The organism is Rhizobium sp. CAU 1783 (assembly GCF_054551725.1).
Map to the genome: position 1 here is coordinate 983,123 of NZ_JBTOLM010000002.1, position 19,212 is coordinate 1,002,334.

General features: G+C 64.7%; 21 protein-coding genes. 9 read left to right on the plus strand and 12 right to left on the minus strand.

The window, feature by feature from the left end; translation table 11 throughout:
* Positions 1-12: 12 nt before the first annotated feature.
* Positions 13-867 (minus strand): protein-disulfide reductase DsbD domain-containing protein, encoded by an 855-nt coding sequence (locus tag ACX93L_RS11490; RefSeq protein WP_459404951.1) that lies wholly within the window; start codon positions 865-867, stop codon positions 13-15.
* 173 nt (positions 868-1,040) lie between these two features.
* Here ACX93L_RS11490 and ACX93L_RS11495 point away from each other — a divergent pair, with 173 nt between their 5' ends.
* Positions 1,041-1,646, plus strand: a complete 606-nt coding sequence (locus ACX93L_RS11495) for a YqgE/AlgH family protein (RefSeq protein WP_169589954.1) — start codon at positions 1,041-1,043, stop codon at positions 1,644-1,646.
* A 30-nt stretch (positions 1,647-1,676) separates the two neighbouring features.
* On the opposite strand, the gene ACX93L_RS11500 is transcribed toward ACX93L_RS11495, so the two are convergent.
* The 4 genes from ACX93L_RS11500 to thrC form a co-directional block, all read right to left on the minus strand.
* Positions 1,677-4,523, minus strand: a complete 2,847-nt coding sequence (locus ACX93L_RS11500) for an EAL domain-containing protein (protein WP_459405375.1) — start codon at positions 4,521-4,523, stop codon at positions 1,677-1,679.
* Between the two features lie 62 nt (positions 4,524-4,585).
* On the minus strand, positions 4,586-5,200 hold the full coding sequence (locus ACX93L_RS11505; RefSeq protein WP_169589950.1) for a GNAT family N-acetyltransferase: 615 nt from the start codon (positions 5,198-5,200) through the stop codon (positions 4,586-4,588).
* Positions 5,201-5,272: 72 nt separating this feature from the next.
* Positions 5,273-6,571: a M16 family metallopeptidase gene (locus ACX93L_RS11510; protein WP_459404952.1), complete on the minus strand. Its 1,299-nt coding sequence runs from the start codon at positions 6,569-6,571 to the stop codon at positions 5,273-5,275.
* Positions 6,572-6,592: 21 nt separating this feature from the next.
* The gene (gene thrC, locus ACX93L_RS11515) at positions 6,593-7,990 is read right to left on the minus strand and encodes a threonine synthase (protein WP_459404953.1); all 1,398 of its coding nucleotides are present in this window, start codon (positions 7,988-7,990) and stop codon (positions 6,593-6,595) included.
* 316 nt (positions 7,991-8,306) lie between these two features.
* Between thrC and ACX93L_RS11520 the strand changes: the two genes are divergently transcribed.
* A complete protein-coding gene (locus tag ACX93L_RS11520) occupies positions 8,307-8,867 on the plus strand; it encodes a hypothetical protein (RefSeq protein ID WP_459404954.1) in 561 nt (186 codons plus the stop codon).
* Between the two features lie 99 nt (positions 8,868-8,966).
* A complete protein-coding gene (locus ACX93L_RS11525; protein ID WP_459404955.1) occupies positions 8,967-9,884 on the plus strand; it encodes a diacylglycerol/lipid kinase family protein in 918 nt (305 codons plus the stop codon).
* A 69-nt stretch (positions 9,885-9,953) separates the two neighbouring features.
* On the opposite strand, the gene ACX93L_RS11530 is transcribed toward ACX93L_RS11525, so the two are convergent.
* From ACX93L_RS11530 to ACX93L_RS11545, 4 genes are all read right to left on the minus strand, one after another.
* Complete coding sequence (locus ACX93L_RS11530; protein WP_459404956.1) at positions 9,954-10,643, minus strand: HAD family hydrolase; 690 nt, start codon at positions 10,641-10,643, stop codon at positions 9,954-9,956.
* A gap of 99 nt (positions 10,644-10,742) precedes the next feature.
* Positions 10,743-11,306, minus strand: a complete 564-nt coding sequence (locus ACX93L_RS11535; RefSeq protein WP_459404957.1) for a TetR/AcrR family transcriptional regulator — start codon at positions 11,304-11,306, stop codon at positions 10,743-10,745.
* 2 nt (positions 11,307-11,308) lie between these two features.
* Positions 11,309-11,653 (minus strand): DMT family transporter, encoded by a 345-nt coding sequence (locus ACX93L_RS11540; RefSeq protein ID WP_459404958.1) that lies wholly within the window; start codon positions 11,651-11,653, stop codon positions 11,309-11,311.
* 126 nt (positions 11,654-11,779) lie between these two features.
* On the minus strand, positions 11,780-12,463 hold the full coding sequence (locus ACX93L_RS11545) for an ArsR/SmtB family transcription factor (RefSeq protein WP_459404959.1): 684 nt from the start codon (positions 12,461-12,463) through the stop codon (positions 11,780-11,782).
* Positions 12,464-12,546: 83 nt separating this feature from the next.
* Here ACX93L_RS11545 and ACX93L_RS11550 point away from each other — a divergent pair, with 83 nt between their 5' ends.
* The gene (locus tag ACX93L_RS11550) at positions 12,547-12,876 is read left to right on the plus strand and encodes an NIPSNAP family protein (protein WP_459404960.1); all 330 of its coding nucleotides are present in this window, start codon (positions 12,547-12,549) and stop codon (positions 12,874-12,876) included.
* Positions 12,873-13,217: an antibiotic biosynthesis monooxygenase family protein gene (locus tag ACX93L_RS11555; RefSeq protein ID WP_459404961.1), complete on the plus strand. Its 345-nt coding sequence runs from the start codon at positions 12,873-12,875 to the stop codon at positions 13,215-13,217. The genes ACX93L_RS11550 and ACX93L_RS11555 overlap by 4 nt, the downstream gene beginning before the upstream one ends.
* Positions 13,218-13,228: 11 nt before the next feature.
* Here the strand turns inward: ACX93L_RS11555 and ACX93L_RS11560 are convergent, their stop codons facing one another.
* Complete coding sequence (locus ACX93L_RS11560) at positions 13,229-14,071, minus strand: carbonic anhydrase (RefSeq protein ID WP_459404962.1); 843 nt, start codon at positions 14,069-14,071, stop codon at positions 13,229-13,231.
* Positions 14,072-14,324: 253 nt separating this feature from the next.
* Between ACX93L_RS11560 and ACX93L_RS11565 the strand changes: the two genes are divergently transcribed.
* The 4 genes from ACX93L_RS11565 to ACX93L_RS11580 all read left to right on the plus strand — a co-directional run bounded on the left by ACX93L_RS11565 (position 14,325) and on the right by ACX93L_RS11580 (position 17,714).
* Positions 14,325-14,993, plus strand: coding sequence for a GntR family transcriptional regulator (locus ACX93L_RS11565; protein ID WP_459404963.1), 669 nt, complete (start codon positions 14,325-14,327; stop codon positions 14,991-14,993).
* A 218-nt stretch (positions 14,994-15,211) separates the two neighbouring features.
* Positions 15,212-15,799 carry a biotin transporter BioY gene (locus ACX93L_RS11570; protein WP_459404964.1) on the plus strand — a complete coding sequence of 196 codons (588 nt, stop codon included), beginning with the start codon at positions 15,212-15,214 and terminating at the stop codon, positions 15,797-15,799.
* 31 nt (positions 15,800-15,830) lie between these two features.
* Positions 15,831-16,253, plus strand: a complete 423-nt coding sequence (locus tag ACX93L_RS11575) for a DUF1284 domain-containing protein (RefSeq protein ID WP_459404965.1) — start codon at positions 15,831-15,833, stop codon at positions 16,251-16,253.
* Between the two features lie 330 nt (positions 16,254-16,583).
* Positions 16,584-17,714 carry a DNA methyltransferase gene (locus tag ACX93L_RS11580; protein WP_459404966.1) on the plus strand — a complete coding sequence of 377 codons (1,131 nt, stop codon included), beginning with the start codon at positions 16,584-16,586 and terminating at the stop codon, positions 17,712-17,714.
* A 111-nt stretch (positions 17,715-17,825) separates the two neighbouring features.
* Here ACX93L_RS11580 and ACX93L_RS11585 read toward each other — a convergent pair whose 3' ends face one another.
* Both ACX93L_RS11585 and ACX93L_RS11590 read right to left on the minus strand, forming a co-directional pair.
* Positions 17,826-18,188: a nuclear transport factor 2 family protein gene (locus ACX93L_RS11585; RefSeq protein ID WP_459404967.1), complete on the minus strand. Its 363-nt coding sequence runs from the start codon at positions 18,186-18,188 to the stop codon at positions 17,826-17,828.
* A 409-nt stretch (positions 18,189-18,597) separates the two neighbouring features.
* A complete protein-coding gene (locus ACX93L_RS11590; RefSeq protein WP_459404968.1) occupies positions 18,598-19,212 on the minus strand; it encodes an HAD family hydrolase in 615 nt (204 codons plus the stop codon).

The window sequence follows — 19,212 nt, forward strand, 5'->3', positions numbered from 1 at the left end:
TATAGATTGACGCTAGTCAAAGGCAAGGGTGGTTTCCATCGCCCTTCCGCCTGCTTTGACCAGGATGCCCCAGCTCTTGCCGTGAATATCATAGTTGCGCGGCAGGCCCTTGATCGGCACCGCCACGGTCAGTTCGCGCCCTGAAAGCTGCCGTTCGCTCTGGTCGAGAAACACACGGCCGCTCGGACCGGTGACGATGATCTCGGGCTCTTCTTTCGCGACACCCTCGGGCAGGGTCAGCGTCACGCTCAACGAAGTGGCATCGGCGTTCAGAGCATGCTGCTTGACGGAGAAATCGGGCGAGGGCTGTTCGGGAAGAGCCTTGCGCGCAGAGGTGACGAGGGCCGCCTCTTCGGCAAGTGCCGCGTCGCTGAGCTCCAGCGACAGCTGGAATTCCGCCTGGAAGGGGATGCAGATGTTCTTGCAGAGCCCTATGAACACCGAAGCCTTCAGTTCGTCGGCCGGTGCGCTGCCTGCCGAACGCGAGAGCGTCAGCGGCAGGGTGACGGCCTTGTCATATCCGATATCGCGCATGTCGCCGTTGTCGATGCGCTTCGGCACCGGAAATGCGACTTCCGAAAGGGTGTAGCCGCTCTCCGGAGCAAGGCTGATGGTCGGTGGAATCCCCGCGTCGCCCGGCTCGCGCCAATAGGTGATCCAGCCGGCCGACGGCTCGATCTGAAGCGCTGCGGCGCGCTTGCCGTCGCTGTCTGCTGGAAGCACCACGAGCCGCATCCGACCGCCTTCGTTGACCGCCCATTCGCTGGTTGCTGCCTTTGCCGGGGCGAAGCAGAGCGTCGCCGCAACGGCGACCACGACCGCCTTGGCGGCCGGCAGGCAAGAAACGTGGGTCAGGGATCGCGTCATGGTCCAGGCATTTAGATCAAGCTTTGATCGTCTGCCAGTCACGCTTCCGCTAGTGGGATCATTTTTAGTTGATTGCAGGACGATCCTGCCCCATCTTCATTCAGAAGGACGGCTCGGATAGGCGTTGCCTGCGCTTCCGCCGGATGTTTCCCCAAGGGCGAGTGGAGGTGACAATGTCTATCTCGACGATGAAAAAGGATCGTGAACGGGGCTTCCTCGACGGCCAGTTGCTGATCGCCATGCCCGGCATGGCCGACGGTAATTTTGCCCGTTCCGTCGTCTACATCTGCGCCCATTCGCCCGCCGGCGCGATGGGCTTCATCATCAACCGCCCGCAATCCGTCACCTTCGCCGACGTGCTCCTGCATCTCGGCCTGATCGACCGCACCGACGCCATCATGCTGCCCGAGCATGCCCGCGAGTTCCCGATCCAGAACGGCGGCCCGGTAGAGACCGGACGCGGCTTTGTCCTGCACAGCGACGACTATCTGAGCGACAGCAGCATACCGGTCAGCGACGACATTTCACTGACTGCCACCCTCGACATCGTCCGGGCGATCTCCGATGGTCGAGGCCCGCGCCGGGCCACCATGCTGCTTGGCTATGCCGGCTGGGGGCCCGGTCAACTCGAATTCGAGATGTCCAACAATGGCTGGCTGAACTGCGCGGCGACCGAGGATCTGATCTTCGATCGCACGCTCGACAACAAGTATGAGCGCGCGCTTGCCCTGATGGGCGTATCGCCGGCCATGCTGTCGATGGAGGCAGGCCACGCCTGAGGCGCTTGGCCGGCCGCCCCGATCACGACATTACGCCCGCTTCGTCAGCGGAAAGCGTTCCTTCAGCAGGCGTTGCACGGATTCCGCACCGAGTGGCGCGCCGAACAGGTAGCTCTGGCCGAAATCGCAGCCGAGCTTGCCGAGTTCCTCGGCGTCGGCATCGCTCTCGATGCCTTCCGCGACCACCTTCATCTCCAACCCGCAAGCCATCGAGATCACCGATCTCAACAGGACGCTGCGCTTCGGCGAGCGGTCGTTGACCAGCGCCTTGTCGAGCTTGATCGTGTCGAAGGGGAAGCGCGTGAGGTAGGCAAGCGAGGAATAGCCGGTGCCGAAATCGTCGAGGGCCAGCGAGATGCCGGTCTCCTTCAGCTTCGCCAGCACGAGGCGGGCCTGTTCCGGGTTTTCCATCACCACGCTCTCGGTGAGTTCGAGCTTGATGCGGTGCGGGTCGCACTGCGTCTTGGTCAGCATGGCGCGCACGTCGTTGTAGAGCTCGCTCGAAAGCAACTGCGCGCTCGACAGGTTGACGGTCACGAAGACCGGCAGTTCGCCCGTATGCCGTTCCCAGTCCATCAGGTCGGTGGTCGCCCGTTCGAGCGCGAACATGCCGAGCGGTTCGATGAGATCCGACATTTCCGCGATCGGAATGAACTCCGACGGCGGAATATTGCCGCGCTTCGGATGGTCCCAGCGCATCAGCGCCTCGAAGCCGGCGATTTCCCCGTCGGCGAGCCGCACGATCGGCTGGTAGACCATCGACAGCTCCTTGCGATCGATGGCGCGGCGAAGATCGGTCTCGAGCTGCAGGCGGTCGGTGCCGGTGCCACGGAAGGCGGGACGGAACGGTTCGACACGGTTGCCGCCGACGCGTTTCGCCCGGTACATCGCAAGTTCCGCATCGGACAGCAGGCCGGCGGCGCTTTCCTGCTGGTCGACCCAGGAGACGAGCCCGATCGAGGCCGTCAGGATGATCTCGCGGTTGGCAAAATTGATCGGCACCATGATCGCCTTCGACACCGCATCGGCGAAATCGGCGATCTTCGCCGGATCGCGTTCCGAGACGAGTATCAGGCCGAACTCGTCGCCGGAAAGGCGAGCGAGCGTGTCCTGCGGCTTCAGGAGCCTGCGCAGGCGGCGTGTCAGCGCGATCAGGATGTTGTCGCCGGCGGCGATCCCCAGCGCGTCGTTGACCTGCTTGTAGCGGTCGATGTCGATCGCCATCACGGTCGGCCGCACGCTGTCGGAGCCGTTGGCGAGCGTCAGCACGGACTGCAGACGGTCGAGGAAGACCTCGCGGTTCGGCAGACCGGTCAGGTTGTCGTGCATGGCGTCGGTCAGCAGCCGGTCGATCGAGTTCTTCTGCTCGGTCACGTCGATGATCGTGCCGACGCAGCGGATGACCTCGCCGTTCGACCCGAGCACCGGTCGGGCGCGGATCTTCAGCCAGTGGAAGTGGCCGTCCTCGGCGCGAATGCGGAATTCGTGGTTGAGGCGGCCCTTGCGGTGTTCGAGCAGCACGTCGAGCGTGGCGCGGAACCGGTCGCGGTCGTCAGGGTGGAGACGCGGCAGCCAGTTGCGGGCCGGGCCGTGCATGGTTCCCGGGGAGAGGCCTAGGCGCAGGGAAATGTCCGGGCTCGTCACCACACGGTCGCGTGCCACGTCCCAGTCCCAGACGGTGTCGCCCGAACCGGTGAGTGCCAGCGACTGGCGCTCGAGATCGGAGAACAGTCCCTGCTGGTATGCGCCGCCGGCGAAGGCATGCTGCATGACGGTGAAGCCGATCAGGAGAACGATGAGCACGAGGCCGCCGCCGAGCGCCGGCTGGATGATGTCGTTGTCGAGCTGGCCTGTGACGGTCAGCCATCCGCCGAACAGCCAGACCAGGATCAGCGCCCAGGTGGGCACCAGAAGGATGGCGCGGTCGTAGCGGTTGAAGCCGAGATAGAAGATCAGCGCGATGCCGGCGGTCGCCGTCAGCGCGAAGGAGAGGCGCGCGATGCCCGACGCGACGGACGGATCGTAGATGGCCACGCCGAACAGCAGGCCGAGACCGAGGATCCAGGCGAAGGTCGCGTAACCGAGATGCACGTGCCAGCGGTTGAGGTTGAGATAGGTGAAAAGGAAGATGACCAGCGAGGAGGCAAGCGCCACTTCCGCGCCGGCGCGCCATATTCGCTGGTCGCTCGACGTGATGCTGATCAGCTTTTCGAGGAAGCCGAAGTCGACGCAGATATAGGCAAGCACCGCCCAGGCGAGTGCTGCCGCCGCCGGCAGCATCGAGGTGCCCTTGACCACGAAGAGGATGGTGAGGAACACGGCGAGCAGGCCGGCAATGCCGAGCACGATGCCCCGATAGAGCGTGAACGCGTTGACGGTGTCCTTGTAGGCGTCCGGTTCCCAAAGATAGATCTGCGGCAGGTTGGGTGTCGAAAGTTCGGCGACGAAGGTGATCACCGAGCCCGGATTGAGCGTGATGCGGAAGACGTCGGCTTCCTCGCTCGGCTGGCGGTCAAGGGCAAAGCCTTCGGACGGGGTGATGGCGATGATGCGCTGCGAGCCGAGGTCGGGCCAGAACAGCTTGGAATTGGCAAGCCGGAAATGCGGTGCGACGATCACGCGCTCCAGCTGTTCCTCCGACACGTTGGCGAGCGCGAACACCGCCCAGTCGCCCTGGTGCTCGGGCGAGGAGGCGCGCACCTCGATGCGCCGCCGGATACCGTCGGCTCCGGCAGCCGTGGAAACCTGGAAGGCCTCGCCCTGGTTGGTGTAGATCTCGGTGGTGGCGGTCAGGTCGAGCGCGGTGTCGTCGCGCGCGATCTTGACCGGTTCGGCCGCGAGCGCGAGCGTCGAGAAGAGACCGACGAACGCAAGCATCGCCGTGGCTATCGCGGCCGCCAGCCATCGGCCGGCCGCCGCTTGCCTGTTCCGGTTATGCTTCATGAGTTGTCTTTGTTCCCGTTCCCCGCGGCGCGGCCCGCCAGCCGCGAAAACATCGCGTGGTCGCGCCATTGCCCGTTGATTTTCAGATAGTCGCGCAAGAGACCTTCCCGCTGAAACCCGGCCTTTTCGAGCAACCGGATGCTTTTCTCGTTCTCTGGAATACAGGCTGCTTCAATCCGGTGCAACTCAAGTGCCCCGAAGATGTAGGGAATAGCCAGCTGAAGTGCGGCAAACATATGACCCTGACCGGCATGCCGCTCGCCCATCCAGTAACCGATCATGCAGCTCTGCGAGGCGCCGCGGCGAATGAGCCCGATCGTCAGCCCGCCGAGCAGCACATGTCCCTCGCGGGCGAACAGAAGGAAGGGAACGGCAAGCCCGGAATGGTATTCCTGGCTGTTGCGCACGACGCGGGAGCGGAAGGATCGCTCGGTCAGTTCGTCGGCACGCCAGCTCGGTTCCCAGGGCTGCAGGAAGGCGCGGCTCTCGCGGCGCAGCGCATGCCACTGATCGAAATCGTCGTAGCGGGGTAGGCGCAGGTGATGATCGGCACTGTAAAGCTCGGGCGTTTCGGGCTGCCGCGACAGAAACCGAAAGACCGAACGTGCCATAGAGCGTCCCCAAGCCAACCCGGTGGACGGATGTCCGCCGGTCTTTCGTTGTCCGTCAAGCCAAGGGCGGCGTCAGCCGGCCGCCTTGAGCGGTGAACCCCCTTTGGGGGAAAGCGCGCCTGCGATCTCCTCCATCGGGGCGAGATGTTCGAGCGGGCCGATCGCCGAAAGCGTCGGCGTGGTCTCGAAGAACAGCCGTCCGGCAAGGTCCGTCAGTCGTTCCGGCGTGATGCCGGCGAGACGTTCCATCATCTCCTGGTTGGAGATCGGACGGCCGTAAAGCATCATCTGGCGAGCGATCTGGCCGGCGCGCGCTGCCGGGCTTTCCTGGCCCATCAGGAGCTGCGCGCGCACCTGGGCACGCGACCGGTCGATCTCCTGGCGGTCGATCGACTGAGAGGCCTTGCGCAGCTCGTCGATGATGACGGGGACGAGCTCCGGCAGGTTCTCGCCGCCGGTCGCGGCATGGATGCCGAAGATGCCGCTGTCGGAAAAGCCCCAGTGGAAGGCATAGATCGAGTAGCACAGGCCGCGGATCTCCCGGACCTCCTGGAACAGCCGCGAGGACATGCCGCCGCCGAGGATGTTGGCGAGGATCTGCGAGGCGTAGAAGTCGCGCGCATGATAGGCGCGGCCCTCGAAGCCGATCAGCACCTGCGCGTCCATCAGGTCGCGTTCTTCGCGGGCCTCGCCGCCGGTATAGCGTGCCGCCGGAGCGACCGGGCTGACATCCGGCTTCTGCCGCAGCGACGAGAAGCGCTGCTCGACCTGCTTGACGAAGGAGTCGTGATCGACCGCACCCGCCGCCACCACGAACATCCGGTCGGTCGTGTAGTTGCGGTCGAGATAGGCGCGGATCTCCTCGCTGGAGAAGGATTGAACGGTGTCGGGCGTGCCGAGGATCGGCCGGCCGAGCGGCTGGCCGGCATAGGCGAGTTCGGAAAAGCGGTCGAACACCACATCGTCCGGGGTGTCGTTGGCCGCGCCGATCTCCTGCAGGATGACGTGCTTCTCGCGGGCGAGTTCTTCCTCGTCGAAGACGGAATCGGTGAGGATGTCGGCGAGAATGTCGACTGCCAGCGGCACGTCGTCTTTCAGTATCCGCGCGTAATAGGATGTCGTCTCGGTCGAGGTGGCGGCGTTGAGTTCGCCGCCGACATTCTCGATTTCCTCGGCGATCTGCCGGGCGGAACGCTTGTTTGTTCCCTTGAAAGCCATGTGCTCGAGCAGGTGGGCGATGCCATGCTCGCCTTCCGTCTCGTCGCGGGCGCCGGACTTGATCCAGGTCCCGAGCGCCACGCTTTCAAGGTGTGGCATCGTCTCCGTCACGACCGTCAGCCCGGAGGGCAGGCGGGTACACTCAACAGTCATAGATCCGACTTTCTGCGCATCTCAGTTATCCTGGCGGGCATGTTTGCCGACAAAGGTTTCGACGGCTTTAAGGTCCGCATCCAGAATGTCGAAGCGCTCCTCCCTGTTCATCAGGTCAGCAAGCCACGAGGGAAGCGCCGGGTCAATACCGCAGGCCGATTTTACCGCGGCGGGGAATTTCGCCGGATGCGCCGTGGAAAGCGTCACCATCGGGCTCGACGGCTTCTCGAATTTCGCCGCGACAAAGACACCGACGGCGGTGTGCGGATCGAGCAGGTATCCGGTCTCGGCAAGCGTGTTGCGGATGGTCGTCGCCACCTGCTTCTCGCTGGCGCGGGCCGCGCGGAACTCCTTGCGGATCGCCTTCAGGGCATCCGGCTTGATCTCGAACCCGCCGGACTGCTTGAGGCTGCGCATGGCCGAGCGGATGGCGCTGTCGTCACGGTCATAGGCTTCGAACAGCAGGCGTTCGAAGTTCGACGAGATCTGGATGTCCATCGACGGCGAGGTGGTCGCGGAGACGCCCTTCATCTCGTAGCGGCCGGTCTTCAGCGTGCGCGCCAGGATGTCGTTCTCGTTGGTGGCGATCACCAGCTTGTCGATCGGCAGACCCATCTTCTTGGCGACGTAGCCGGCGAAGATGTCGCCGAAGTTGCCGGTCGGCACGGTGAAGGAGACCTTGCGGTCCGGCGCGCCAAGCGAAAGCGCGGCGGTGAAGTAGTAGACCACCTGCGCCATGATGCGGGCCCAGTTGATCGAGTTGACGCCGGAGATCTTGTAGGTGTCGCGGAAGGCGCTGTCGTTGAACATCTCCTTTACCAGGTTCTGGCAGTCGTCGAAGTTGCCCTTGATGGCGAGCGCATGCACGTTCTCCGCCTTCGAGGTTGTCATCTGGCGCTGCTGGACGGGCGAGACCTTCTCGTGCGGAAAGAGGATGAAGACGTCGGTGCGGGCACGTCCGGCAAAGGCGTCGATGGCCGCGCCACCGGTGTCGCCCGAGGTCGCGCCGACAATCGTCGCGCGTTCCCCCCGCTGGGCCAGCGCATGGTCCATCAGCCGTGCGAGGAGCTGCATGGCGACGTCCTTGAACGCCAGCGTCGTGCCGTGGAAGAGTTCGAGCACGTAGGAGTTCGGGCCGGTCTGGACGAGGGGCGCGACCGCCGGATGGCGGAAGGTGGCGTAGGCCTCGTCGATCATCGAACGGAAGAGGTCCGCCTCGATCTCGCCGCCGGTGAACGGATAGAGCACCTCGAAGGCGACTTCCTGATAGGTCTTGCCGCGCAGCGCCCGGATGTCCTTCTTCTTCAGCTGTGGCCACTTGCGCGGCACATAGAGGCCGCCGTCGCGGGCAAGTCCGGCCAGAAGTGCGTCACAGAAGCCGAGGCTTTCAGCCTCTCCGCGGGTCGAGATGTAGTCCACGATGCTTGTCCTTGATGGTGAAGATGGGCGGCTATGTTCGACGCGCCGAGATTATGCCGTTTGGAGGATGGTCAATATTCTTTTCGCGACGAATGGGGCCGTCTGAGTTCGCAATCGGGCCGACGAGGATCGCGCCGCCTGCGGCGGGGCCGCGGCATCGATGCTCTCGAGGCGTTGAAAATTAAACCAAAACACTGGCTACCCAATCGATTTTTCGCTGCGCCGCTGGTATAGACCACAGACAAGGGGCATGAAAAGCCTCAATTCGAATGGCTTTTGGCTTCGCTGAAGCCAGCAATCCGGAAGGTGGAGTATCGTGTCAGTTAAGGTGTCCCGCGGGATCTTGGCCGCATCCTTGTTGATGGTTCTTGCAGGCTGCAACGCCGGCAATCCGGGTGGAGCGCTGAGCTCGGCCGCCGACAAGCCGGCAGCCGCTCCGGCGACCGCTGCCGCCCCGATGGTCCAGGGTTTCTGCCCGACGATCGCGCTGCGGGACGGCACCGCCTATCACCGCGTCTACGCCAAGGGTGGCCAGGACGATCCGGCCAAGGTCGTCTACCAGGCGTCGCTCGCCGACACCACGCGTTCCTGCGCCCGCAGCGACACGACGATGACGGTCACCGCCATGGTCCAGGGCCGTCTCGTTGCCGGTCCCGAAGGCAAGGCTGGACCGGTCAACCTGCCGATCCGCGTGGCCGTCACCGATGGCGACAAGGTCCTCTATTCGGAGCTGACCCAGTTCCCGGTCACGATCGCGGACGTTGCCCAGGCAACCCAGTTCGTCTTCACCAAGGACGTGACCATCCCCGGCGATGTCGGCGGTCTCACCAAGGTGCACATCGGCTTCGACGAAGGTCCGGTCAAGAAGAAGAAGTGATCCGGCTTAGGCGTCTGCCGCAATCCGCACATCACCGATGAAATGCAAGGGCGTCCGTTCTCGTCAACGGACGATAACACCAGATGCCGGGGGGCATGGGTGAACATCGCGATTATCAGGAATCCCGTCTCCGGAGGCCGTTCCGGAGCGCGGTTATGGCATGGTATCGATCCGCTCCTGGCCACCTATCTGCCGGGCGCCGTCGTGCGCGAGACGAGCACGGGCGGCGAGGCCGGGCCACTCGCCGTCGAACTCGTCAAAAAGGGTTTCGACTGGATCATCGCGGTCGGCGGCGACGGGACGATCGGCGAGGTCGTCGACGGAATCATGCGTTCCTCCCGGCCGGACACCCTGTTCTCCTTCCTGCCGACCGGCACCGGATGCGATTTCGCACGGAACTTCGCCCTGCCACACGAACCGGATGCCCTGCTGCGGCGGATCGCGGAGGCCGCGCCACGCCGCATCGACGTCGCCCGGATCCGCGCGCCCCTGGCCGATGGCCAGGCCCTCGAGCGTCATTTCGTCAACATCGCCAGCGCCGGGGTCTCCGGCGAGATCGTCCGCGCCGTCAATAACCGCGAACGGCGATTGGCCAATGGTTCCGCTCGCTTCCTGCTCGCCTCGATCGCCGGGATCCTGCGTTATCGCGCGCAGGGTGCGCGGGTCGTGGTCGATGGCGAGGAGGTCTTTGCCGGCCCGGTCACGGTTGCCGCGATCGCCAACGGTGCCTGGTTCGGAGGCGGCATGCATGTCGTGCCCTTTGCCGATCTCGCCGACGGAATGCTCGATGTCGGCGTGCTCCACGGCGCGGGCCGGATTGGCGTGCTCGGCATACTCGCGCGGCTCTATTCGGCGTCCCATGTCGGCCACCCGCTGATCAGCTTCCACAAGGGGCGCTCGATCGAGATCGAACCGCTGCCGGGCGAGGCGCTGTCGGTCGAGGCCGACGGCGAGGCGATCGCCTATCGCCGCCTGTCGGTCGAGGTTCTGCCAGCGGCGCTCAGTCTGAAAATCTGAAACCGGTCCGCGACGGCGGCCGACGCTCGGCCGTCCCGGCGGCCTGTCGCCAGGCGTCAGGTTTTGGCGTCAGGCGACGCCGGCCCAGCTTTCCATCGCGGCGACGACCGCCGGCAGGTCGTTCATCCGCGCGATCACGGTTTCCGCGCCTGCGTCGGTCAGCCGGTCGGCATGTGACGGATAGGTATGCGACGCACCGGTGAAGCCGATGACCCGCATGCCTGCGGCGCGCGCCGCATGGACCCCGTGCACAGAATCCTCGATCACGACGCATCTCGACGGCGAAACGTTGAACTGGGCGGCACCGTGCAGGAAGATGTCCGGCTTCGGCTTGACCCGGTCGGCACCGAGATCCTTGGCCGAATAGATATGCGGGGCGAAGAACGGCTTCAGGCCGACCTTGGTCAGCATCATGTCCAGCCGGCTGGACGACGAGTTGGAGCAGATGCAGCGCGGCCCCTTGAGGCGGGCGAGCGCGAACTGCACGCCCTCGATGATCTTCACCTCGCGGGCGAGCCGCTGGTCGAGCAGGGCTTCCGACTTGTCGAGCAGGCTGGCCGAGAGCGGAATGTCGATTTCCTGTTCGACCGTCAGAAGGATGTTCTTCCAGGTCATGCCGGCGAAGCGTTCGCCCATTTCCTCGACCGAGATCGGGTAACCCGCCTCGTTGAGCAGCTTGGATTCGACCTTGGCCGCGATGATCTCGGAATCGACGAGCACGCCGTCGCAATCGAAGATGGTGAGGTCGAAACCGCTCATATGGTGAAATCCATTCTGTCGTCCTGGGAGAGGGCCTGACCTACACGATGAGCTGACAAAGGACAATCCGGCAGATGCGGCGAGGGGGCCGGCGGCGCCTTACTTTTCGGAAGCGAGCGCCAGCAATTGCGGTTCGAGATGCGACAGATCGCGGGTCACCGGGCGCCCCTGGCCCATCAGGTCGGCCATCCAGACACCATCGGCCGCAAGTCTGACGATCTCCAGGCGCGGGTTGCTGTCGGTTGCACTATGGGCTTCGAGGCGGGCGTCGAGCCAGTCCGACCACTGTCGCCGCATCGCGGGATCGAAGATCGTCGTCGCCGAAAGGGCCGCCCACGGGCTGCGGGTTCCGAGCTTGTGGTCGGCAAAGGCGGCGCGGACATAGGCGCGGGTGAACCGGCCGAGCGGTTCCGGATCGTCCGCCATGAAGCGGTCGATCTCGTCACTGAACTGTTTGAGGAGGTCGTCGAACACCGCCTCAATCAGAGCCTGCTTGCTCGAAAAGTGGTGCAGCAGCCCGCCCTTGGTCACGCCCGCCGCCTCTGCGACGGCCTGGATGGTAATCGCCGCCGGTCCCTGGTCGAGCGCGAGCTTGGCCGTCCGCTCGATCAGCGAGCGGCGAACCTTGTCGGGTTCCTTCTTGCGATGGTGCGCCGTCGCCATGGTCAGTGCGAGACCGAGCTGGAGAATGCGTTCATCACGACCACGCCCGCGATGATCAGCCCCATGCCGGCAAGGGCCGGAAGGTCCAGCCACTGCTTGAACACCACGATGCCGACGATCGCCGTCAAGACGATGCCGAGCCCACTCCACATCGCATAGGCGACACCGAGCGGAAGCCCCTTCAAGGCCTGCGACAGGAGATAGAAGGAAATCACGTAGAAGAACACCATGGCCCCTGTCGGCACGAGCCTGCTGAACTGCTCGGACTTCTGCAGGAAGGTCGTGCCGATCACCTCGAACACGATGGCGGCGGCAAGCGAGGCGTAGTTGATGAGCATGGCATTCATGGAAAACTCTCGGGGGGCAGATATAACTGTCAACAAAGATACCGTCTGGTCGGTTTCTTTGCAAGTGGTGTCGACCCCGCTCCGAGCGGTTTCAGTCGGGACGCTGCATTGGCTGGAGGATATCAGTCAGGCGAGGGGAAACATGGCCGCAAATCGCCGCTCGCCTTCCGGTGAAAAGGCGACGATCCGGCTGCCGGCCTCGCGCCGGGCATGGCCCTTGTCGAGCATGTGGTCGAGCAGCGCCTTGCCGAGCGATCCGGAAAGGTGGTGGCGCCGTTCGCTCCAGTCGAGGCAGGCGCGGCAGAGCGGCCGGCGCAGCGCTTTCAGTCCGTCGACGTCGATGCCGTGGCTCGCCATCAGAACATCGCCGGCGGCGGTCAGTTGCGGATGCTCCTCGTCGCCGGCAATCGCGCCGGACGCGCGCAGGCTGTCGAGCATCCGCACCCCGTAGTCGCCGGCGAGGTGATCGTAGCAGATACGCGCCTTTCGCAGCGCCGGCTCTTTGGGCCCCGCCCGGTGGCGCACATGGCCGCGGCTTGCCGCAAAGCCCATCAGCCCCTCGATCATCCGGCCGACGGCCGGATCGGCCAGCGTGAAATAGCGGTGCCGCCCCTGCTTGCGCTGGGTAAGCAGCCCGCCCTCCTCGAGTTTCGCAAGATGGGAGCTTGCCGTCTGCAGGGTGATGCCGGCCGCCCCGGCAAGCTCGGTCGCCGTCAGGGCCCGCCCGTCCATCAGCGCGAGCAGCATGTTCGCCCGGGCGGGGTCGCCGATCAGGGCGGCAAGGCGCGCGATGTCTGGTCCTTCACTCATGCTTCGATCGTAATCGAAGCATCGTCGTCTGGCAATATGCGAGGAGAGGGGGCGGTCGATGTCGCCGCAGAAAAGGAGACCCCATGATTACCTGTGTTATCCGTTACCGGATCGATCCCTTCGCCCGCGACCAGTTCGCCGCCTATGCCCGCAACTGGGGTGAGGCGATCCCGCGCTGCGGGGCAGAGCTTGTCGGCTATTTCGCCCCACATGAGGGGTCGGCCACCACCGCCTACGGCATCTACCATATCGAGGATCTTGCGGCCTACGAGGCCTATCGCGCTCGCCTTGCCGCCGATCCACTGGGCAGGGCAAACTACGAATTCGCCGCCCGCGAGCGTTTCATTCTCGAAGAGGACCGGCTTTTCGTGAAGCGCGTGTCGGGCGAGCCTGCGAAGGGGATCCGACCGTGATCGCCGTGATCTTCGAGGTGACGCCTTATGTCGGCGAACGTCACCGCTATCTCGATCTCGCCGGCGAATTGCGGGCGAGCCTCGAGCAGATGGACGGCTTCATCTCGGTCGAACGCTTCGAGAGCCTCTCCATCCGGGGCAAGCTGCTCTCGCTGTCCTTCTGGCGGGATGAGGAGGCCGTTCGCCGCTGGCGCGAGACGCAGGAGCATCGCGATGCCCAGCGCGCCGGGCGCGGCGGCGTCTTTGCCGACTACCGCCTGCGCGTCGCCCATGTCCTTCGCGACTACGGCCTCGCCGAGCGCGATGAAGCGCCGGGCGACAGCCGGGCGGCCCTCGGCTGAAGGCTTGCCGGTCACGCCTTGCTGATGAACTCGACCTCGCCGGTCTCGATGTCGTAGACGGCCGGCACGATGCGGACCTTGCCCTCCTCGACGAGGTGGGCGACGATCGGGCTCTCGCGCATGATCCGCGCGGCACCCGAAACCGCATTGTTGCGCACGGTCTGGCCGACGAAGTCCTCCGACTTGAACAGTGCCGCAAGCGCGACCGGCAGGATCGGCTGCACCATCTTGCCGATCGAGCCGCCGAGTTCGGTCCCTTTCTGCACCACGTCGCAGGCCGCCGCGACCGCCCCGCACTTCTTGTGGCCCATCACCACGATCAGCGGCGCGTGCAGATGCTCCGCCCCGTATTCGATCGTTCCGAGCGCACTCGTGTCGAGCACGTTGCCGGCATTGCGGATGACGAAGAGTTCGCCGAGCGTCACGCCGCCGAAGATCAGCTCCGGCGTCACGCGGCTGTCGGAACAAGTGAGGACGATGGCCCAGGGATGCTGGCCGCCGGCCAGCTCCTCGCGACGATGGGCGAGGTTCGAGGCGCAAGCATTGGCATCCTCGACGAATCGGCGATTGCCTTCACGAAGCTTGGAAAGCGCCTGCTTCGGCGTCAGGCCGGCGGTTTCGCTCTCATGGGATGCAGCGGCCGGCGCTTCTGCCGCATGCGTTTCCGTTGCCGGGGCCTCGGCCGCGTGTGGGTCCGCGCCGTGGGCTTCTGCGGCCTGCTCAGGCTCGTGGGCCGGCTTCTTCTGCTCGTTGGCCGAGGCGCCCGACGCAAGCGCGCCTGCGGCCAGGCCGAAACCGGCGAGCTTCATCAGTTTGCGGCGGTTGAGGCCGGTCGTTTCGCAATCGAGGCACATGCCCTTTATCCCCCAGTCTAAGAATTGGTCGAAGCCGGGACCTGCCCCGGCGAACGCCATCCACCTCCCGCGCAAGGAACCCCTCGTTGCGCGCAGGCGGTTGGCCGTCGTCGATTGTCCCGGGCATTGGTAAATTATGTTTTTCTGAAATGCCCCTTTTGCTGCCCGGCCTGACTGTTTTTGGGCTGGAGCGCTCGGCGGGGCGCATTGGGGTGCGCTCGACAAGCCGCGCGACGCTGACTATGCAGGTTCCATGGAAAAGGATCAGGACAACACGCTCGCCAGCCGCATCAGCCGCGCCCTCGCGGAGCGGATCATCCATGGCGAGCTGTTGCCCGGTTCCCGCCTCGGCCAGGATCACATTGCCGAGGAGTTTGGCGCCAGCCACGTACCCGTCCGTGAGGCCTTCCGGCGACTGGAGGCACAGGGCCTTGTCGTCAGTATCCCGCGCCGCGGCGTTCGTGTCGCCGCCTTCGACCTCAAGCAGGTCCGCGAGATCGCCGAGATGCGTGCCGCGCTCGAGGTTCTGGCGCTGAGGCACGCGGCGCCCAACTTGACGCCCGCCGTGCTCGATGCCGCGGAGCAGGCCGCCGCCGATGCCGATGCCGCCAGGGATGTCCAGGCCTGGGAGGAGGCCAACCGCCGCTTCCACCGGCTGATCGTCTCGACCTGCGACATGCCGCGCCTGCTCACCGTCATCGATGATCTGCATGCCGTCAGCGCCCGGTTTCTCTTCGTCGCCTGGCGCGCCGCCTGGGAGGCCCGCACCGACCACGACCACCGGGCGATTCTTGCCGCCCTGCGCGCCGGGGATGCCGGCGAGGCCTGCCGCATCCTCGAGCGCCACGTCCAGTGGATCGGCCGTGCGCCGATGCCTCAGACCGGCGGCCGTGACGACCAGGGTTTCGCCATCGTCGGCTGATCGAAAAATTATAGATAAAAAATCGACGCCTGCGGACTGTCGCACGTTTCCTAGATGGACGAGGCTGAAATCCCTTTGCTTTTTTCAGGCTCCTGCGGTTTGCATCTCCGTCTCGATCGGTTTTCTGGCTGATTTCGTCGTTCCAAGTGCTTGCCTTGCAGAATTTTATAGATAAAAGATTCGTCGCGAATTAAATTATCTATAAAATGGAGAATGTGATGACATCCATGTCTGCTTCTGCCCATCGTTTCGATCCGCTCGGCATCGAGAATCGTTCCCTTGCCGTCCAGTCGGTCCTGCTTGTGATCGGCACGGCGGTCCTGGCCCTGGCCTCGCAGGTCAGCGTGCCGATGGTTCCGGTTCCGATCACCATGCAGACCTTCGCGCTCACCATGATCGGCGTGCTTTACGGCTGGCGTCTCGGCGCCCTGACGGTCCTCGCCTGGCTCGGCGAAGCTATGATGGGGCTTCCCGTTCTCGCCAATGGCGGGGCGGGGCTCGCCCCCTTCGTCGGTCCGACCGCCGGCTACCTCGCCTCCTTCCCGCTGATCGCCGCCCTTGCTGGCCTGCTCGCCGAAAAGGGCTGGACCGGCAGGCGCGTCGTGGCGAGCTTCTCCGCGCATCTCCTGGCGAACCTCGTCTGCCTCGCCATCGGCGGTGCGTGGCTGAGCTATCTGATCGGTGTCGAGAAGGGCCTGAGCCTCGGCGTCACGCCCTTCGTCCTTGGTGCGGTGCTGAAGTCGGCGCTCGCCGCAGCCGTGCTGATGGCGATCGGCCGACGGGCCGTGACCCGCATCGACCTCTGAGCTGGGCCCCGAGCGAGCGGCAGGGCAGGTCATGACGGTCAGGCTTCGCGCCCATCACCTGCTCTGCTTGCTGACCTATGTCGGCCGGGGCTATTCCCCGGCCTTCGTCGAAAACTACGAACATATCGCCGCGCGGCTTTCGGACGGCGAAGAGATCGAGATCGTCGAGGGCCCTGACGATATCTGCGCACCGCTCCTGGGCGACGCCGAATGCCATTGCCTGGGGGAGGGAGTCGTCAAGCGCGATGTGGCTGCGCGCGATGCGATCGCAGCCTTCCTCGGCGGGCCGCTGCCGCCCGGCACGCGGCTCACCCCGACGGCAAGCCTGATCACCCGCCTGCGAGAGACCTTTGCAACCGGCAAAATCCGCACCGCCTGTTCGGGTTGCGAATGGTCGGCCCTCTGCGACGGTGTCGCCGATGCCGACTATCTCGGGGTGAGGGTGCTCCGGTAGGTGACGGCTGTCCTTCGCCCCTTGAGGGAGAAGGTGGCGCGCAGCGCCGGATAAGGGGGCTTCCCGAGAAAAGCTTCGCTTCTACCCCTCATCGGCCCTTCGGGCCTCTTCTCCCCGCTGGGAAGAAGAGGGAAGCTGCACTGCCCAGCCTTCATCTTCACCTCGTGCTTTTCCCGGCGCCCTTGGCGATTCACCATCTTCCGTCTCTCTTCGGCACGAAACCTCTGTTGCCAATGGATTTTCTCAAGATCCCTTCAGTCTTTGGTAACCAAGTTCGGTAACCATAAGCCTCGTTATCCCGTGCTGCGTCAGCGTAAGAGTGAGTAACCGATGGCTTCCGTATTTCCGCTTGCCGAACTTCGCCGTTCTTCGGATCCGTTCTCCTGGGTCGACAGCATCATCAAGGGCGACTGCGTCGCCGCGCTGGAAGCGCTCCCCGACAAATCCGTCGACGTGATCTTTGCCGATCCGCCGTACAATCTGCAGCTCGGCGGCGCGCTGCATCGCCCGGACCAGAGCCTCGTCGATGCCTGCGACGACGAATGGGACCAGTTCGCCTCCTTCGAGGCCTATGATGCCTTCACCCGCGCCTGGCTGCTCGCCTGCCGCCGCGTCCTGAAGCCGACCGGCACGCTTTGGGTCATCGGCTCCTACCACAATATCTTCCGCGTCGGCGCGACGCTCCAGGACCTCAATTTCTGGATCCTCAACGACATCGTCTGGCGCAAGACCAACCCGATGCCGAACTTCAAGGGCCGTCGCTTCCAGAACGCCCACGAGACGATGATCTGGGCCTCGCCCGATCCGAAGGCCAAGGGCTACACCTTCAACTACGATGCGCTGAAGGCGTCGAACGACGACGTGCAGATGCGCTCCGACTGGCTGTTCCCGATCTGCTCCGGCGGCGAACGCCTGAAGGGCGACGACGGCAAGAAGGTTCATCCGACCCAGAAGCCGGAAGCGCTGCTCGCCCGCGTCATCATGGCCTCCACCAAGCCGGGCGACATCGTGCTCGATCCCTTCTTCGGCTCCGGCACCACGGGTGCGGTGGCAAAACGCCTCGGCCGTCATTTCGTCGGCATCGAGCGCGAACAGGACTATATCGATGCGGCCTCTGCCCGCATCGCCGGCGTGACCCCGCTCGGCAAGACCGAACTGACGGTTCTGACGGGCAAGAAAGCCGAGCCGCGCGTCGCCTTCAACACGCTTCTCGAAAGCGGCCTGGTCAAGCCCGGCCAGGTACTCACCTGCGCGCGGCGGCGCCATTCGGCGGTCGTGCGCGCCGACGGCACGCTCGCCTCGGGCAACGAGGCTGGTTCAATTCATCGCCTGGGCGCGAAGGTGCAGGGCGTTGATGCGTGTAACGGATGGACGTTCTGGCATGTCGATGACGGGCACTCCCTGCGCCCGATCGACGAGCTCCGGGCCGTCATCCGCAGTGGGCTGGCAAAGCTGGACTGACGATCCGCCCAGCTTTGCCAGTCCGGAAATTCTCCGGCCGGTCTTGTACCTCTAGTCCCGGCGGGAGAGCCTTGACGCCCGGAGCGGAAACGCTTCGGGCGTCATCCCGTTTCACACCTTGTAGTCGGTGACGTCGACCGAGATAATCTTGCCCTCGGCGTTGAAGGTGATCGTTTCCTCGCCGAAGCGCACCAGCGGCTCGCCAGTCTCGGCATTTGTTGCCTTCAGGCGCCAGACGGCGCGTGCCGCCACCGGCGACACTTGCTCGGTGAGTTCGTCGACGGCGACCTGGTCGGGATAGGTCGCAAAATAGCGGCGGAAGGCCGCCATGATGTCGTCCCGGCCGCTCAAACCCCCGACCTTCACAGAGCCGTAGACGGCATCCTCCGCGAAGAAATCCTCGATCGTCTCGAAGTCGAGGGCATTGATGGCGTCGTGAAAACGGCGGGCGGCGGCAACGGGATCGAAGGGCATCATGGCTCCGGAGGCGGGAAGGGCATGTCGGCCGCTAGGGCTCTCCGCCCCGGCGCCGGCACATACCAATTGTCAATGATGCCATCTTCGCCCGGCCGAAAGTTTCGGACAAGCCGGGCCGCCTAATCATGTCTGCGAAACATGGGGACGACGCCAAAGCTGGCGGCAAGGCCTGAGGGCCTGACGGTGTTTTCCATCATGTGATCCCGGCGTTGTCCCGGCAATGGTCCTGCACGACCTTGCCATCGGCCTCCGGAAGCATTTGCAAATTCGACCGTCTTGACGGTCGAACTGGCGCAGGAAGGGGACCGCCATTCCCTCCTGCGCCAGAATCTTTTCTGGTCGTGCCCTGGAAGCATACGGGGGCCAACCGCCAGATGCCTGGTAAATCCCGGACCGGATAGAAGCCTCAGACCACCACGCCCAGTTCCCGCAGATCTGCTTTGAGCTTGTCGGCGCCGGTGAACTGCACGGCCTGCCAGCCGGCGTCGCGGGCGCCCTGGGCGTTGGCGCTCACGTCGTCGATGAAGAGCGCTGCTGCCGGTTCGAGGCCGAAGTCGTTGGCGTGGCGCTCGTAGATCGCCACATCCGGCTTGAGCAGGCCGATCTCGCCCGAGACGGTCACGCCGCGCGGCAGGTTGAGGAACGGGTACATGCGCCGGGCCTCGACGAAGGTGTCGGCGGCGAAGTTGGTCAGCATGGTGACGTCGAAGCCGGCGTCGATCAGGCCGGTCATGATCGCGACGCTCTCCTCGTAGGCATGGGGCACCATCTCGTGCCAGTTCTGCCGGAAGGCGCGGATGTTCGCCTCCTGCTCCGGAAACCGGTCGATCAGCAGCGCCTCGGCCTCGGCCCAGTCGCGGCCGCGGTCCTGTTCGAGGTTCCAGTCATGCGTACAGACGTTCTCGAAGAACCACCGACGTTCCGCCTCATCGGGAATGATCCGGCTGAAGGGCAGGTTCGGATCGTAGTGGATCAGCACCTTGCCGATGTCGAACACGATGTGGCGGATGGGCTCGGACAT

Excerpts from the sequence above, each read along its gene's own strand:
- ACX93L_RS11545 (WP_459404959.1), bottom strand. The coding sequence starts at position 12,463 with ATGAGTGAAGGACCAGACATCGCGCGCCTTGCCGCCCTGATCGGCGAC.
- ACX93L_RS11590 (WP_459404968.1), bottom strand. The coding sequence starts at position 19,212 with ATGTCCGAGCCCATCCGCCACATCGTGTTCGACATCGGCAAGGTGCTG.
- ACX93L_RS11570 (WP_459404964.1), top strand. The coding sequence starts at position 15,212 with ATGACATCCATGTCTGCTTCTGCCCATCGTTTCGATCCGCTCGGCATC.
- ACX93L_RS11585 (WP_459404967.1), bottom strand. The coding sequence starts at position 18,188 with ATGCCCTTCGATCCCGTTGCCGCCGCCCGCCGTTTTCACGACGCCATC.
- ACX93L_RS11550 (WP_459404960.1), top strand. The coding sequence starts at position 12,547 with ATGATTACCTGTGTTATCCGTTACCGGATCGATCCCTTCGCCCGCGAC.
- ACX93L_RS11495 (WP_169589954.1), top strand. The coding sequence starts at position 1,041 with ATGTCTATCTCGACGATGAAAAAGGATCGTGAACGGGGCTTCCTCGAC.
- ACX93L_RS11505 (WP_169589950.1), bottom strand. The coding sequence starts at position 5,200 with ATGGCACGTTCGGTCTTTCGGTTTCTGTCGCGGCAGCCCGAAACGCCC.
- ACX93L_RS11580 (WP_459404966.1), top strand. The coding sequence starts at position 16,584 with ATGGCTTCCGTATTTCCGCTTGCCGAACTTCGCCGTTCTTCGGATCCG.
- ACX93L_RS11530 (WP_459404956.1), bottom strand. The coding sequence starts at position 10,643 with ATGAGCGGTTTCGACCTCACCATCTTCGATTGCGACGGCGTGCTCGTC.
- ACX93L_RS11575 (WP_459404965.1), top strand. The coding sequence starts at position 15,831 with ATGACGGTCAGGCTTCGCGCCCATCACCTGCTCTGCTTGCTGACCTAT.
- ACX93L_RS11500 (WP_459405375.1), bottom strand. The coding sequence starts at position 4,523 with ATGCTTGCGTTCGTCGGTCTCTTCTCGACGCTCGCGCTCGCGGCCGAA.
- ACX93L_RS11560 (WP_459404962.1), bottom strand. The coding sequence starts at position 14,071 with ATGTGCCTCGATTGCGAAACGACCGGCCTCAACCGCCGCAAACTGATG.
- ACX93L_RS11565 (WP_459404963.1), top strand. The coding sequence starts at position 14,325 with ATGGAAAAGGATCAGGACAACACGCTCGCCAGCCGCATCAGCCGCGCC.
- ACX93L_RS11540 (WP_459404958.1), bottom strand. The coding sequence starts at position 11,653 with ATGAATGCCATGCTCATCAACTACGCCTCGCTTGCCGCCGCCATCGTG.
- ACX93L_RS11535 (WP_459404957.1), bottom strand. The coding sequence starts at position 11,306 with ATGGCGACGGCGCACCATCGCAAGAAGGAACCCGACAAGGTTCGCCGC.
- ACX93L_RS11510 (WP_459404952.1), bottom strand. The coding sequence starts at position 6,571 with ATGACTGTTGAGTGTACCCGCCTGCCCTCCGGGCTGACGGTCGTGACG.
- ACX93L_RS11490 (WP_459404951.1), bottom strand. The coding sequence starts at position 867 with ATGACGCGATCCCTGACCCACGTTTCTTGCCTGCCGGCCGCCAAGGCG.